Below are 13,607 nucleotides of genomic sequence, written 5' to 3'. Positions count from 1 at the left end.
GCGACTTGTCCGCCGTAGCTCGAAGAGCGAAGGCGGAAGCGTGCCCACCACCTTTATGCGCGTTGGAATATGGTGGGCACGGCGCTTGCGCGCCTTTGCCCACCCTACGTCCCCGAACGCGTATCAAGGGTGCAACGAGCGAACGGTTCTGTCGGTCCCAACGCCACAGCCGTTCGTTGGTCAGAAGCGTTCCGCCCCACCAGCGTCTGATCGGGGTTTGACGGCGGAAATCCTCCCGGCCTTCAAGGACCGCTTCCCCAAATTCGGTGAGCGATAGCCGGCTTCGGCGAAAGGCGGCGTTGCGGCCTCGCGCGGGGCCAGCGTCGCGAGTTTCGGATCGAGACCCGTGATCACCGGCATTGGGCCGGACCCAAGCCCTTCGAGCAGCGGGCCCAATTCCCATTGATCGAACACGCGCGTTTGCAGCGGACCGTCCGGTTGAAACAGCTCCTTGGTACGGTTGTGCCCCCGCGCAATCAGGTCGAGAAGCCGCGCTTCCGTCGTACCTAGTCCGGTGATTGGTGATGGCAGTTCTGCCAGCAATTGTTCCATCGCAGGCTTCAGGAAGGGCAGCCTGGGGAAATCCCTGCCGAGCAATCCGAAACAGAGCTCCGGCGTTGGCGCCCGGTAGGCTTCCCAGGCCATGTTGGCGATCTCGAAGTCGCAGTCCGCGACCTCCAATTCCCGCACCATACGATCGCGAAGCTCTGTGCCGTCCGCTCCGCGCAGATCGAAATTGACACGTCGCAATCTCAGACGATCGGTGATCGATGGATGGGACCGCAAATAATCGAGGATCCAGATCAGTTGCAACTGACTATTGGGCTCAGGGTCGAACCACAGCTCGATGAGATCGACGCCATAGGTCTCGCAAAACCAAATCAGGCCTGTCTCTTTGTGCGCGAGACCGGTCTGAGGCAACCGGCCAACAAGATCGGACCAACGCACCTCCGGATCGCCTCTGACATAGCCTCCCGTCAGGTATTGCTCGAGGTGATGCGAGGTAGGCAGTGGCCCCGAAACGAAGCGAAAGATGAACGGCACGACCATGTCGGCGCGATCCGCATGGGCAAGACCGACGCCGGACGAACTGGTCAGGATCACGCGTTTCATCGCGAACGCCCCACAAAACGAAACGGGCACTGACGACGTCGGCAACTCAACGTCCTCAGCGCCCGCTCCTCGCGAAAGTTCTTCGCGTTAGGCCTTACTCGTCCGCCGGCTCCTCGCCGTCGGCGTCACGCTCCGGTGCACCGGCGAGAATCTGCTCGGCGATCAGGCCGGAGTTCTGGCGGATCGAGGTCTCGATCTTGGCGGTGATGTCGGGGTTGGCTTTCAAAAACGCTTTCGAGTTCTCGCGGCCCTGGCCGAGGCGCTGGCTGTCATAGGAGAACCAGGCGCCGGACTTTTCGACGATGCCGGCCTTGACGCCGAGATCGAGGATCTCGCCCATCTTGGAGACGCCCTCGCCGTACATGATGTCGAATTCGACCTGCTTGAAGGGCGGCGCCAGCTTGTTCTTCACCACCTTGACGCGCGTCGTGTTGCCAACCACTTCGTCCCGCTCCTTGATCGCGCCGATGCGGCGGATGTCGAGACGGACGGAGGCATAGAATTTCAGCGCGTTGCCGCCGGTCGTGGTTTCCGGCGAGCCGTACATCACACCGATCTTCATGCGGATCTGGTTGATGAAGATCACCATGGTGTTGGATTTGTTGATGGAGGCCGTCAGCTTGCGCAGCGCCTGGCTCATCAGACGGGCCTGGAGACCCGGCAGCGCGTCGCCCATCTCGCCCTCGAGCTCGGCCTTCGGCACCAGAGCCGCGACCGAATCGACCACCAGCACGTCTACCGCACCCGAGCGCACCAGCGTGTCGCAGATTTCCAGCGCCTGCTCGCCCGTGTCCGGCTGCGAAATCAGGAGCTCGTCGATGTTGACGCCCAGCTTGCGCGCATAGACCGGGTCGAGCGCGTGCTCGGCGTCGATGAAGGCGCAGATTCCGCCCTTCTTCTGCGCTTCCGCCACCGTGTGCAGCGCCAGCGTGGTCTTGCCCGAGGATTCCGGCCCGTAGATTTCCACGACGCGCCCCTTCGGCAGACCACCGATCCCGAGCGCAATGTCGAGCCCGAGGGAACCCGAGGACACCGCCTCGACATCCATCGACCGGTCGTTCTTGCCGAGCTTCATCACCGAGCCCTTGCCGAACTGGCGCTCGATCTGGGAGAGCGCGGCGGCCAGAGCTTTACTCTTGTCCATGGAAGATCCTTCGACGATACGCAGGGCAGTGTTGGACATTGGGTCGTGCTCCTTATGGCGAGGATTCGCTAGAGGGACAAACGATTGGCGGGGCGGGCCGGCGATAAAAGTAATGTACCCTATTTGTTCCAAGTTCGCAATATGTTCTTTCGCGGATTTTGGTACTGGCCTGTTTCCGGCGACATTGCCCTGGTTTGAAATGACACGTGGCCTGTTTTGTTCTGGGCCAACCATAAGGTGTATTCACGGGCGGAACACGCCGTCATATATTACCGAAATTTCCCGGGTCTGGCACAATCTGCATAGACGCTCGTTCCGATTGAGCGCAGGGTTCCCTCTCAATCGGGGGGTGACACCATGACCGAGCGACTTATTCAGACAGGTATTGTCACCGTAGGCACCGTGAACGCTGGCCTAATCGTCTGGCTGATCCTGATGATTTGAGGCCGCCTCAGTTGGCGGCCTCTTTTCCATCCAGCTTCTCATCGATGTAGGCCCGCGCTCCCTTTGAGGCCGCTCTAGTGGGAGCCATTCCTGCGAAGCGATCTCCTTGCCCGATCCTGGGATAAACAATCCATTCCCATTTTTCTTCGGTGAGTGGCCGGCCATAAAGCCGCCGTCCGGTGCGGTCCTATAGTGGCCCTACTTCGCATCTGCGAGTGGCCGGCATCTAACCGGCGGGTTTTTCTTTGTCCTCGTGCGGCTGCTCGCCACGGTTTTCGGCAGTCTGCTCCGGATCCCCGGGCTTCTTCCCGGCCATGTTCCCAGGATTGAAATGGTACTTGCCGTCCGGATTCTCGCCGGGCTGCTTCTCATTTGGATTTTTATTGTTGTCGTCGGCCATAAGGCTGTTCCTTTAGAGGGAGGAACAACATGCAACAGGGCGGGCAATCCCTTAGTTCCTACCAGTGGCCTACTTTGCAATCCCGAGTGGCCTATTTCGGCAGTACCCGGATGCTGGCCTGGTTTCCGAGCGCGGTGGCCTAGTTTGATTTTCGCGGTGGCCCGATTTGGATTTGAAGAACGGACCGCAAACGAATGTGTTCCGCTAAGCGAACATGAGGTGTAGAGTTCCGTAGAACTTCTGTGCCCCTTGAAAGTTTTAAGCAGAGCGAACTTTGTGACAGGAGGAAGTCATGAAGCGCTTCCGATTCAAACCGGATAGAGTGCTTGGAGAGCGGCTCATCAAGGAAGCCAGACTAGCGCGAGAAAAGGCAGAACAATTGCAGGCGGCCCCAGAGCAAGAGGCTCTTTTGAAGAAGGCCCACGAATCCGATGTCGCCGCCCGCATTGAGGAATGGTTGAAATCATCCGGCTTGCAGCCGCCGAAGTAAGCCCGTCGCGTTGACTCCGCTGGTTCTCGAAACAGCGGGCCAGCGGGCCATGCAAGATCATCTGGTTCAACTTGAGAAGCTGCGGAAGGACGCGGCGGAGTGCGCTCTCATCCGCGACCGACGCCGCTAAGCGCGAACTATTCGACCGCCTCGCAAGTCATCTCACAGTCCTGGCCGACCAAGTTGAAATGGCGATGCTCGAACGGAAGACCGGTTAAGGCCGCCTCAGTTGGCGGCTTCTTTGCCAGCTTCCCGGCGAAGCTTTCGCAAAAGGATTTCGATGTAGCCTTCCAAGTCAGCCACGCTGTCAGCCGACAATCCCTCCGGGAAAAACGCGCAAGCTCGCCATTCATAGAACCACGGAAAAGAAGTGCCCTAATCCGCCTCTGCGCGTGTGAAACGATCTCGTCTCCTGCCCGTATCTATTGGCCTGGGGGATTTCAATGCCCAGTTCGACGCAGCGCCGCCACGCATCCATTTGAGCTTGGTCGCGTTGTGCCGTTGAACCTTCTCGTCATCCATTCGGACTGATCAATATCCGGGATTTTGCTAATCCCTCTCGGGGCTGGAACGCCGCCGCCTGCGCTTCATTTCAAGCGGGCGGCGTTTTCATTTCATTTGTGGCCTGATCTCCACTGAGCGGCGCCGACAGTTTCACACGACTGTCATGGCACGTTCCTAGCATTGTCATGCGACGGGGGTCCGGCGCGCGGCTCTCCGTCCAACCTCGGCCTAGACCACCAGATGGGCGGAGAGCTCGCCGACCTCCTGAACCATGGCGGCACGCCCGGGTTGGTTCGGCATGTATCGCATCCGGTATTTTTGCACCTTCCTCGCCGTGACCGGAATCGGCTTCGTATTTCCGGTCACGCAAACCCGCTTTGTAGGCGGATGAAGCAAGGCCGCCTCAGTAGGCGGCCTGACGGGAACGACTCGAACCAAGGGATTGAGATTCCGGTCTGTGGCGCGACACTCTCGCGCCATCCACCCGGAACGGTCCATCGTACAATGCGCGCGTTGGCGATGGGCCGGGTCTCGTGAGGCCGCCTCGGTTGGCGGCCTCTTTCGTTTCGTGAAGTCTTCCTTCCGCCAAGGAAGCCCCTCCGTACCGACTGGTTGATCCCGATAGATCATCTTGAAGATGCTGGCCGCCGGATCCATGCCGCGCCCGTTCTTTCTGCTTTGGCGACACGCCCAGCTCAATAACATGGCGCTTAGTTGCGGCGGAGCGTGCTGTCCGCATTTGAGCCGTTGTGTCCCAAGTTGAATTCGTCAGTGTCCTAATTCGTAAAAGTTCCGAATGGCGGGACAAATTGAGGACTCGCTAATCCCCTGATCCGAGCGCACACTTTCACCATCACCGCCCGGATCGTGGCTACCATCGGTGACGAGAACGCTCCATCACAGCGCTCCCGCCCCCTCGAACAGGGAGCAGCGCCTTGCAAAGACGGCAACGCATCAGACAATCCGTATCTCTTCAGGACAGGCTGCGGGTCTTCGCTGACGATATCCGTACCCGGGCGGCAGAGCTTTCGCCAGGCGTTCTGAAGGATGATATGCTGAGGAAAGCCCGTCAGGCTGACACTGCATGTCACCTCGAAGAGTGGGTCAATTCCTCGGGTTTGCAGGCACCGAAGTAAGCTGAGCATCATGGCTCAGTATTTTTTCGACCTCAGGTCGGATGGCATCTTCTCGCAGGACAAAGATGGCGTCGAACTGCTGGACGCCGAGGCGGCACACGATATGGCGCTCGGCGCACTTGTCGATGCCGCCCGCGATGCGGTCATGGAAGGTTCAACGGGCCAGCATTTCGCGGTGGAAGTTCGTAACAGAACTGGCCGTGTTCTCGAAGTCACGGCCATTTTCAATTCCAGGATTTTCAGCAAGCAATGATAACGCCGCCTCAGTGGCGGCCTCTTTCACTTGAAGACGTCGTCTTCGCAATCAGCCGAAAGCTCGCGTCAAAGGCCGGTAATCTGGCTAGACAGGCGAATAGTCCTTCGGCAATCCCGTAACAAGTACTGCCCCCACGACGTTCTTTCTTCGAGACAATACTGATTCTCAGAAGTTCGCGGTAGGTGGTGGCCCGATCCCCGCTGCGGCGTCCCGCAACGTGACATAAAACCTTGGCACAGGTTGTGCACACTCATCATCACCGGGGTTTTGCATCCACCTCTCCGGGGCTGGAAAGCCGCCGCCCGCGCGACATTTAAGCGGGCGGCGTTTTTATTGATGTCGCAATCTGACAGCCCCGCTGTCCTAATTAGGACAGCACCCGGATTTGGTGCTGGCTTGTTTCCGAGCGCGGTGGCCTGGTTTGAAATTCACCGTGGCTTGATTTGAAAAGTTCACTTTGGAACTGAAGGTGGCCCGTCTGCATATTAAGTTCGCTGGAACTCAAACCCTGCGGTTAGGACCCGTAAAGACGAGGTTGTGTCATGAAGCAGCGCCGTCGTTTCACGCAGACCGTGTCACTGGAAGAACGACTTGCCGGAGAAGCGAAACGCCTCCGCGAACAAGCTAAAGCCCTCCCTCACGGTCCTCAACGAGAGGACCTCCTCCGCAAAGCCAGACAGGCTGAGACCGGCTCGCACATGAGCGAGTGGCTGAGATCGCCGGGGCTTCAACCGCCCAAGCCAGCCTAGAAGCAGACGCGCCTGAGGTATCGCGTTGCCGGCACAGATCCGGTTTCTGTCCCGGCGTGGTCATTCGCGTTGGCGGCATCAACGCTTGAGGATGAAGGTTTTCCCAATTCCTGCGGCTGGCCCGATGAACCTTGGCACGGGACGTGCAGACAAAACGATATCGGGATTTTACAATTTCCCTCCCGGGGCTGGAAAGCCGCCGTCCGCGCTTCATTTAAGCGGACGGCGTTCTTGCTTCTGAAGCCCAACAAGCAGCCTGTCCTGACTTGATGTTCCGAGTGTCCCAATTGGGACAGCACCCGGGTTTGGGCGTGGTCTGTTTCCGACCTCACTGTCCGATTTTGAAACGAGCCTTTGAAACGAGCCGTGGCCGGATTTGAAGTCGTTCAATTGTCGCGAGGTGAGACAGCACGTCGCGGCAGGACGCAGTCACCCTCCACCTGTCACCGAGCGGCCCTTGGCAATCTACCGGTGATTGAAAACGCCATCACGCTCGCGCCTCGCTTCCCTCTCGGAAAGAAGCAACTCGGCAGAGCTTCGCGAAATCCTCCAAGAGCTCCGCAAGAAACTGAACCAACGCCGGCTCGATTGGCCGCCCCCGTCTTGATCCGTCACCGCGTTGGCGCGGCTGCTGCGGCGACAGAAAGCGAGGGGAACCAGAACACTCTTTCACCAAGGCGGACAAGCGGCCGCTTCGAAACGTCGCGGCCTGCGGGAACAAAGTTCATGCGAATGGACGATGACCGCATCGAGATCGTCTCCCTAGCATTCACGCGCCTCGTTCACTCGCTTCGATTCAAGATGCTCTGCGAACAGGCTCAAACCGAAGAAGGGTCTGCCACTTCCAGCCACGACCGCTTCGATCAACGAGGTACGATGAATGGATCAATTGTACGCCGAGCGGTTCGATAGCTCCCAGAGTTCGGAACACCGCCCATTCATTTCGGTGGCAATACCCACCTTCCGCCGACCGGAGATGGTGCGCCGTGCGATTCAAAGCGTGCTGCAGCAGGAGCACGCCGACTGGGAAATGGTGATCAGCGACGACGAAGGTCCGGAAGGCGCGACTTGGAGCATCCTGTCCGAGCACGCGCGGAGCGACCCGCGCATTCGCGTTATCGAGAACCACCGCGGCCGCGGCCAGGTTGAGAATACCAACAACGCGATGCTCGCATGTCGCGGCGACTGGATCAAAGTGCTGCACGACGACGACTGGCTCACGCCAGGATCGCTTGCGACTTTTGCGGAATTGGCGAGGACGTACCCCGCCGCTGCGTTCATGACCTCCACATCTCATCTCGTTCAGGACAGCGGCATAAGGTACCGGCGAGGACGCCAGGTTTATCTGTATTCGGGCCAGCAGTGCCTGGCGGATCTCTATCTGGCGGGCAAGACCCGATTGCTTGGGATTGTCCCGTCGACCCTGCTGATCAACGGCAAGGTCATCCGGGCCGGTTGCCTGATGCGAAACTACAAGTCGATCAGTTGGGGCGTGGACCAACTGTTCTTTCTCGATCTCGCCTGCCAGGGCGACATGGTGGCGATCGACGACGGTCTTGTGTTCTACGACACGACCAACCACGCGAGCATCACGGCATTGGGATCGTTCCCTCAGATTGACCAGGAGACCATCGAACTCAAGCACCTCGCCTGGAGCCTTCTGGAGGATAAGCGCGGACTTCCCGATCCTGAAACGATGGTGCGTGCATTGCGGGTTGCCCGGCTGCGCACACGGATCCGTCAGCAGCCCCTGAGCGCAACGATCCGCGATGCGCTTCAAATCTTGCGCCCCTCGGTTTTGAAGGCGGCCAATTTGGCGATCCGAGCCTGGGCGCGCGCACCGGGTGCGATTGCAACCTTACCGGGGATCGCTCATTGCACGGATTTCTTGTGAGCTCATTCGGCAGTCCCGGTGTCAGAGTTGCCACAGCTGCGTTTGAGACACCGAGATAGGTGACCGAAAATCAGTCCCTCCCAAAGCCGCTCCCGTCTCCCGATCCGGAGCGCACCGAGGAAGCCGGACGGGAGTATGCCGCGGCCCATCGGTCGCGGGAATTTTTGGCAATACGGCGGACTTGACTGCCGTGCACCCGCGAAGACATCGGGCGCAGCTGTTTCGATGATCGCCAGGCCCTTGCGCTCTCGGTCGGAGATCATCCAACCGATGCCACCCATCCGAATGAAAAAATCTGCCCTGCGAGGGTGCCGGTCAGGCAATACGCACGTCTCCGTGGTCTGCCAATCGAAGACGATAAGGAAACCGTGCCGGCCTCGAGATGCATTTGCGCATGCGAATGCGGGGCAGGAAAATTTGGCAATTATGTGCTGAAACGAACAGAGGCGCGGTGAGGGTCGACTAAACTCGGATTCGCTTGGTCTTTGCCAAGGGCCAAGCATCCCCAAGCGGCCCCGGCCTTCACCCCTATCAAGCCCCACCGGCCGGGGCCGTCTTCAGGGACGAGCCTGTTTCCTGGCGTGGTGGCCTTTGATTTCGGGAGTGACGCGATTTGTGGCGCAGAACACAACCTGACGACGAATAGCTGTGGTAGGATGCGAGGCATTGCAACGCCAAGGGTCGTCAGCGCCCCGCGTGGGAACCGTATTAGGGTTGAGCTGTTGACCTGTTTCATAGATGGGCTCAATTATGATCGACGCTGCTAAATGCGAGGAACTCGCAAATCATTACAAGGTCCTCTCTCAATCGTCCGGGGTTTCGGCGGACAGGGCCTTCCTGTTGAAGAACATCGCCCGGAGCCTCACTGGCGTGGCTAGCCAATTGGACAGGCTTGCCGCCCTGACGAGAGACGAAGCAAGGGTCACGCCGCCACAGATGTAGGCGGACGCAAGGCGGATCGAGACCGTCCGTAAAGACAGCTATGATTGACCTGGTTCAACGGCGCTCGGCGTCCAGGTCTACGATTGCCCAACCTGCAAGCGGCGGTCCTGGCATTCTCGCCGGCCAACGGGACGCCAACCACGCCCGGGGATTGGGACAGTACCCGGATTCCAGCCGCCGAAATAATTAGGAACGGTCCTCCCAAGGCGGGGTTGGCGGCGATACTCTCTCTGAGAGGCGGCGCCATGGTCCGGTACTTTTTCGATATCCGAGACGACACCGGCCTCTATGCCGACGATGAGGGACTGGAGTTTCGAACCCAGCGCGAAGCAGAGATCGAGGCGACGCAGACATTGAGCGGCCTTGCGCGCGACTTGGCGGGACACGAGGATCGAACAGACGTTGCGATCGAAGTCCGCACCGACGCCGGGCGGGTGTTCCAAGCCGCCCTCATCTTCGAGCCGCCGACAACGAAGCAATAGGCCGCCACGGCTCGCCACATTGGGCGTGCACGTCGCGACGGACCGAGGCCGCCTGATCGGTCCATTCCGCGGAGCGCTCGCCCCGCCTCATCTGCGATCTACCTCACTTTGCCCCATCTCGGTCCGCCGCAAGGACGGCGGCTCGTCGTCATGCCTCTGATCGAACTTGAATGTAGCGCTACAATATGTAACGCTCACATCGGTAGCGCTACTTTGCGTACCGTTCGAACAACCTCGGGAGGCACGATGAAGGCAATCCTCAAGATCGCTCTGGCGCTGTCTGTCCTCGCCGGTTCGGTGCCGGCGCAAGCCCAGATATCGAATGCCGCGACGGCATCGGGCGCCCCGAAGGTCGGCGCAAAGGTGACGAGGAAGTCTCAGTTGCACGACGGCTGCCACAGCCGGCATGCCCAGATGATTGGCAAGCCCTGTCGTTAGAAGCCCTGCCGCTAGCGGGCAAGCGATTCAAAGATCAAGTGATTCAAAGATGATGAGAGGCCGCCTCGGTTGGCGGCCTTTTTGATTTTTGCCGATCCTCCGCATTCGTCACCCTTCGACTGAAGATGACGCGCATCAAAGACGCAGCCGCCGTGCGCCGTCATAATTCCGCAATCCTGCGGCATCGAACCTTTCTGCGATGCCCGGCTTTCTTCGAGATCGGATCGCAACGACGGGGACCAGGAACATGACGGAAGACGCGCACCCCAATGCTGTCAGGCGCAATCACCTCCTGGCGGCGGCGCACGAGGAAATGGTGAAATTCGAGCGGAAGGAAAACGAGTTTCGCAAGAAGGACCGCGAAGAGCGCGCCGCCGAACTCCGCCTTCCCCTGGGTGAGATCAAGGTCCACTGAGCCTGCCGACGGGCTTCCGATCTGACCAAGGCTGCGCCGCGATGGGCGGCTAGCCGTCGTACCGGCCGTCGGGAATGCGCGTCGCAGAATTGGGCCGGCAGAGCCAGCCCCTGTTCATGTCGAGGATCCGGCATTGCGCTCGGGGTGCGCCCCGGAGCCATTGCGTGGCATTTAAGGTATCTAAATACCACAACTAAGCCATTGATCGCACAACGAAATCGCCCGACCCCCTACTGTGCATGGGGTTGTTTTCCATGTTTTGAAAGGGCGCGGCGGCGTCCTGGGTGCCCACCCAGGATCGAAGCGCCTGCTTTAGCCCGGTCCGGCCTTGGCTGCCGTCCGCCGGTACGCCTTACAGCAGCGCCAGCAGCACGAGGCCGATCACCAGCACGACGAAGCCAGCCGCCGTCGCGGCGGCGAATGACCGCTCTACGTTATCCATGATGCCACCCCGCTGCCGGCGCACCACGTTTCCCCCATGGCGTCGCCGACGATACGAAATCTCGCCGAGGGGTGTGGCTCCAGTGGTGCGATCGGGTGGCCAAATTGGGACGCGTGCGGGGCCAGTCTGCGGCCTCCCGACGCGGATTTCGGTGCCGGCCGTCAGGCACCCGTAAGCCTGGTCTCCTAGTCTGGCTCTGCCCGGTGGACCAACACCGGGCCTCCATACACAGTCGAGGACCCCGCTCTGCCCCGAGCGGGGTTTTCTGTTTGCGGGCGCGGAGGCGCGGCAGGTTGAAAGCCGATCTGCCGGCCCTGTCAGGCTGTCGTAAGCTCAACCGGCTAGGGTCGTCGGGCTACGGTGTTGCAGCCCAGCACCTCAGCCTCCAATAACCTTTCACCCGCTTGGCTCTCCCCAAGCGGTTTTTTTTCATGCTTGCCGGCCGCCTCACCGAGCCCTCTCCTCTTGCGTCAGCCGCAGCGAGAAGGCGCGGATCGCAGGCGCCGCGAGCAGCACGATCGGCAGCATCGCGGCCCACGCGATCAGCCACGACACCATCCAGTGCGCGAGGAAGACCGTCGCGCCAGAAGCGGGAAAGCTGGCGATGCCCGCCGCGATCAGCGAGGTCAGGCCGGACTGGATGACACCGAAGACGAAATGAGAGTAGCGGCGGGGAATGCCGAGCATGACGCGCCCATGTTGTTTGCCGTCATGAGGCCAAGCAAGGCATATGCCGCAGCACGCATGGAGTGGACTTCGACGCACACCGCCGGCGTCGGATCAGTGCCGCGAATCGGACAGCGGCGCGCGCCGCCTCGCTTCAGTGCAATCGGGCCGCGACGATAGTCCTTCGAAACGCCAGAACGTGACGACGCTGGTCTCGCCGCACTCTTCGCAGACGAGCTTCTCGTCACCGAGCATGAAACGCGCGCGCTTGAAGCTCGATGAGGACGCGGGATGCCGGCAATGGGGACAGGTCAGCGAGAAATTCCGTGCACCCCAGCGCAGCACAAGATGTCTCAGCCAGCTCACACCTTCCCCTTCGTGACATCGCGTTCGAACCGTCGTTCACAAGCAGAGCATAGATATATGACACGCAAAAGTGGAAAAGTATCGACCACACCTGTTCGCTTTGAATGGCGGCGGTAGCAACGCGCGCCGCTTTGGGTTCCACACGATACGGAAAGGAATCCGGACCGCGCCTCGCTCGCAGCGATGTGTCAAATGCGCGGATCCCGCGTTCCGGGGTTCTCCGACCATGAACAAAGTTCCTCGGCGTGGCACGGCAAGGCCGCGTGAATTGCCATGCCTTGCCCGGATTCCGTGCACGGTTTTCGGAACCTAATTTCGTTTGTTTCGGACCGCGCGCGGTTCCAAAGATTACCGTGAATTATCCAAGGCTTACCGCCAAATTTCGCTTGTCGCAGGAATAGGGCGACGCCCAACATGTTCACGGTGAATGGAGGGTGAATCGTGGAGATGACCATGAATCACAGGGGCGTTGAGTTCACTGTTGCCGAGACGGCGCTTCCCGGGGTCTGGCAGTGGCAGTTCCGCATCGGTGACGAGACCAGGACGGGCAAGACCGAGACGAAGATCGATCTGTTGGCGATCCGGCGCGTCCAGTTGCGCATCGATCGGGAGCTGAAGGCGATCGGGCGCAAGACCGCATGAATAGACCACCCGGGCCGGTTTCAGCAGCATACGCGCCCCGCGAGGTCTCGTCCGTAGCGGCCCGGAATTGATCTGTCCCTGGTTTGGGACTGCACTGCGCGCGCCCATGGCCCGGGAGGCGGGACCATCATGTGACCGGTGCCAGCCATGCCGCTCTACTTCTTTCGAATTCGGAACGGCCGCTATTCCGGCTGCGCGGACCAGGCGACGGAATTTGCCGATCGCGATGCGGCCTGGAAGATGATGACCAGCATCTGCGCCGACATGGCCGCCGGCCTCGCGCGCAAGCTCAACGAAAATTCCGAATGGCACATGGAGCTGCTGGACGAGGCCAAGGAGCCCGTGTTCCGGATCCGCATCATCGCCGAATCCTTCGAGGAGACTTGACGTCTAGTCGGCGCTGGGCAGCCGCCGCATGGTGAATTCGATGTCGCCGCCCGGCAGTTCGCGCCAGGTCTCGACCGCGCTCATATAGCCGGCCTTGGGGTAGCGGGCGAAGAAAGCCTCCGCCCTCGCCCGCGCCGCCGGGCGCGGCAGAGTGAAAGTCTCACGCAAGAAGCCGTCGCCGCCGCGCTCGCCCGGCTTGCCGCCCATCTTGCGCCGGCGCGCCATCCGCTCGGCGAGATCCCGCGGACGATCGGCCATGCCGTTCCTCCTCAACGCAATACGCTCTCGGAGATGTAGGAAGCAGGCCGGCCAAAGAGGAGTCCCGGCCGGAGGCATCAGCCGCCTCCGATCGGGGACAAGGTCAATTGGCGGTCGTGCCGGACTTCTTCTTGGGCGCGCTGGTTGCGGCCGATGCCTTCGGCGCAGCCGCCTGCTTCGGCGGGTCGGAACGCATGTTGCCCCAGGGATCGTTGGACGCCTTGGAATCCGGAATCTTCTTCAGCGTTTCCTTGTAGGCCTTGTCACGCTCGGCTTCCGCGGCCTTTTCCTCGGGGGTCTTGCCTGGACCCTCCTGCAGCAAATTGAGATTGGGCATTTGCGCGTAGGCCGGTCCCGCCAGCACGGCCAGCAGCACCGCCGCCATACGGAAAAGCTTCATCATTGACTCCTTGATCATCCATGAAGGGCGGGTCAACCG

Annotated in this window: 15 protein-coding genes; 8 read left to right on the top strand and 7 right to left on the bottom strand. The window is 60.4% G+C overall.

Annotated features, from left to right (window positions below; genetic code table 11):
- Positions 1-180: 180 nt before the first annotated feature.
- From AB7290_RS14990 to AB7290_RS14980, 3 genes are all read right to left on the bottom strand, one after another.
- The gene (locus tag AB7290_RS14990) at positions 181-1,113 is read right to left on the bottom strand and encodes a hypothetical protein (protein ID WP_245344238.1); all 933 of its coding nucleotides are present in this window, start codon (positions 1,111-1,113) and stop codon (positions 181-183) included.
- 94 nt (positions 1,114-1,207) lie between these two features.
- Positions 1,208-2,296: a recombinase RecA gene (gene recA / locus AB7290_RS14985; RefSeq protein WP_085404279.1), complete on the bottom strand. Its 1,089-nt coding sequence runs from the start codon at positions 2,294-2,296 to the stop codon at positions 1,208-1,210.
- 631 nt (positions 2,297-2,927) lie between these two features.
- Positions 2,928-3,101, bottom strand: a complete 174-nt coding sequence (locus tag AB7290_RS14980) for a hypothetical protein (RefSeq protein ID WP_166091088.1) — start codon at positions 3,099-3,101, stop codon at positions 2,928-2,930.
- Positions 3,102-3,393: 292 nt separating this feature from the next.
- On the opposite strand from AB7290_RS14980, the gene AB7290_RS14975 reads away from it, so the two are divergent.
- The 6 genes from AB7290_RS14975 (at position 3,394) to AB7290_RS14950 (ending at position 10,407) form a co-directional block, all read left to right on the top strand.
- Complete coding sequence (locus tag AB7290_RS14975) at positions 3,394-3,591, top strand: hypothetical protein (RefSeq protein ID WP_063982347.1); 198 nt, start codon at positions 3,394-3,396, stop codon at positions 3,589-3,591.
- A gap of 1,650 nt (positions 3,592-5,241) precedes the next feature.
- A complete protein-coding gene (locus AB7290_RS14970) occupies positions 5,242-5,484 on the top strand; it encodes a DUF6894 family protein (RefSeq protein WP_085404277.1) in 243 nt (80 codons plus the stop codon).
- Positions 5,485-7,116: 1,632 nt separating this feature from the next.
- The gene (locus tag AB7290_RS14965) at positions 7,117-8,130 is read left to right on the top strand and encodes a glycosyltransferase family 2 protein (RefSeq protein WP_085404276.1); all 1,014 of its coding nucleotides are present in this window, start codon (positions 7,117-7,119) and stop codon (positions 8,128-8,130) included.
- Positions 8,131-9,116: 986 nt separating this feature from the next.
- On the top strand, positions 9,117-9,554 hold the full coding sequence (locus AB7290_RS14960; RefSeq protein ID WP_349642920.1) for a DUF6894 family protein: 438 nt from the start codon (positions 9,117-9,119) through the stop codon (positions 9,552-9,554).
- Positions 9,555-9,800: 246 nt separating this feature from the next.
- Entirely contained in the window at positions 9,801-9,992 is a 192-nt protein-coding gene (locus AB7290_RS14955) for a hypothetical protein (protein ID WP_085404274.1), read from the top strand.
- A 247-nt stretch (positions 9,993-10,239) separates the two neighbouring features.
- Positions 10,240-10,407, top strand: a complete 168-nt coding sequence (locus AB7290_RS14950; RefSeq protein WP_094184405.1) for a hypothetical protein — start codon at positions 10,240-10,242, stop codon at positions 10,405-10,407.
- An 889-nt stretch (positions 10,408-11,296) separates the two neighbouring features.
- On the opposite strand, the gene AB7290_RS14945 is transcribed toward AB7290_RS14950, so the two are convergent.
- Together AB7290_RS14945 and AB7290_RS14940 are read right to left on the bottom strand one after the other, a co-directional pair.
- Positions 11,297-11,536: a DUF2798 domain-containing protein gene (locus AB7290_RS14945; RefSeq protein WP_085404273.1), complete on the bottom strand. Its 240-nt coding sequence runs from the start codon at positions 11,534-11,536 to the stop codon at positions 11,297-11,299.
- Positions 11,537-11,629: 93 nt separating this feature from the next.
- Positions 11,630-11,881: a hypothetical protein gene (locus AB7290_RS14940; protein WP_148312138.1), complete on the bottom strand. Its 252-nt coding sequence runs from the start codon at positions 11,879-11,881 to the stop codon at positions 11,630-11,632.
- A 453-nt stretch (positions 11,882-12,334) separates the two neighbouring features.
- Here AB7290_RS14940 and AB7290_RS14935 point away from each other — a divergent pair, with 453 nt between their 5' ends.
- Together AB7290_RS14935 and AB7290_RS14930 are read left to right on the top strand one after the other, a co-directional pair.
- Positions 12,335-12,523, top strand: a complete 189-nt coding sequence (locus AB7290_RS14935; RefSeq protein WP_085404370.1) for a hypothetical protein — start codon at positions 12,335-12,337, stop codon at positions 12,521-12,523.
- Between the two features lie 147 nt (positions 12,524-12,670).
- Entirely contained in the window at positions 12,671-12,910 is a 240-nt protein-coding gene (locus tag AB7290_RS14930; RefSeq protein WP_028152656.1) for a DUF6894 family protein, read from the top strand.
- A 3-nt stretch (positions 12,911-12,913) separates the two neighbouring features.
- Here AB7290_RS14930 and AB7290_RS14925 read toward each other — a convergent pair whose 3' ends face one another.
- Together AB7290_RS14925 and AB7290_RS14920 are read right to left on the bottom strand one after the other, a co-directional pair.
- Entirely contained in the window at positions 12,914-13,168 is a 255-nt protein-coding gene (locus tag AB7290_RS14925; RefSeq protein ID WP_085404272.1) for a hypothetical protein, read from the bottom strand.
- A gap of 103 nt (positions 13,169-13,271) precedes the next feature.
- Entirely contained in the window at positions 13,272-13,568 is a 297-nt protein-coding gene (locus AB7290_RS14920) for a hypothetical protein (protein WP_081369444.1), read from the bottom strand.
- Positions 13,569-13,607: the final 39 nt, after the last annotated feature.

Origin of the sequence: Bradyrhizobium sp. 613_E4_N2_2 (genome assembly GCF_052075995.1) — a bacterium.
In the GTDB taxonomy this organism is placed as follows: Bacteria; Pseudomonadota; Alphaproteobacteria; order Rhizobiales; family Xanthobacteraceae; genus Bradyrhizobium; species Bradyrhizobium barranii.
This window is presented reverse-complemented; position numbering and strand designations above follow the sequence as displayed.

What these genes read in the sequence shown, in the direction of transcription:
- AB7290_RS14990 (WP_245344238.1), bottom strand. Translation starts at nt 1,113, where the DNA reads ATGAAACGCGTGATCCTGACCAGTTCGTCCGGCGTCGGTCTTGCCCAT.
- AB7290_RS14945 (WP_085404273.1), bottom strand. Translation starts at nt 11,536, where the DNA reads ATGCTCGGCATTCCCCGCCGCTACTCTCATTTCGTCTTCGGTGTCATC.
- AB7290_RS14925 (WP_085404272.1), bottom strand. Translation starts at nt 13,168, where the DNA reads ATGGCCGATCGTCCGCGGGATCTCGCCGAGCGGATGGCGCGCCGGCGC.
- recA (WP_085404279.1), bottom strand. Translation starts at nt 2,296, where the DNA reads ATGTCCAACACTGCCCTGCGTATCGTCGAAGGATCTTCCATGGACAAG.
- AB7290_RS14920 (WP_081369444.1), bottom strand. Translation starts at nt 13,568, where the DNA reads ATGAAGCTTTTCCGTATGGCGGCGGTGCTGCTGGCCGTGCTGGCGGGA.
- AB7290_RS14950 (WP_094184405.1), top strand. Translation starts at nt 10,240, where the DNA reads ATGACGGAAGACGCGCACCCCAATGCTGTCAGGCGCAATCACCTCCTG.
- AB7290_RS14955 (WP_085404274.1), top strand. Translation starts at nt 9,801, where the DNA reads ATGAAGGCAATCCTCAAGATCGCTCTGGCGCTGTCTGTCCTCGCCGGT.
- AB7290_RS14980 (WP_166091088.1), bottom strand. Translation starts at nt 3,101, where the DNA reads ATGGCCGACGACAACAATAAAAATCCAAATGAGAAGCAGCCCGGCGAG.
- AB7290_RS14935 (WP_085404370.1), top strand. Translation starts at nt 12,335, where the DNA reads ATGAATCACAGGGGCGTTGAGTTCACTGTTGCCGAGACGGCGCTTCCC.
- AB7290_RS14930 (WP_028152656.1), top strand. Translation starts at nt 12,671, where the DNA reads ATGCCGCTCTACTTCTTTCGAATTCGGAACGGCCGCTATTCCGGCTGC.
- AB7290_RS14970 (WP_085404277.1), top strand. Translation starts at nt 5,242, where the DNA reads ATGGCTCAGTATTTTTTCGACCTCAGGTCGGATGGCATCTTCTCGCAG.
- AB7290_RS14965 (WP_085404276.1), top strand. Translation starts at nt 7,117, where the DNA reads ATGGATCAATTGTACGCCGAGCGGTTCGATAGCTCCCAGAGTTCGGAA.
- AB7290_RS14975 (WP_063982347.1), top strand. Translation starts at nt 3,394, where the DNA reads ATGAAGCGCTTCCGATTCAAACCGGATAGAGTGCTTGGAGAGCGGCTC.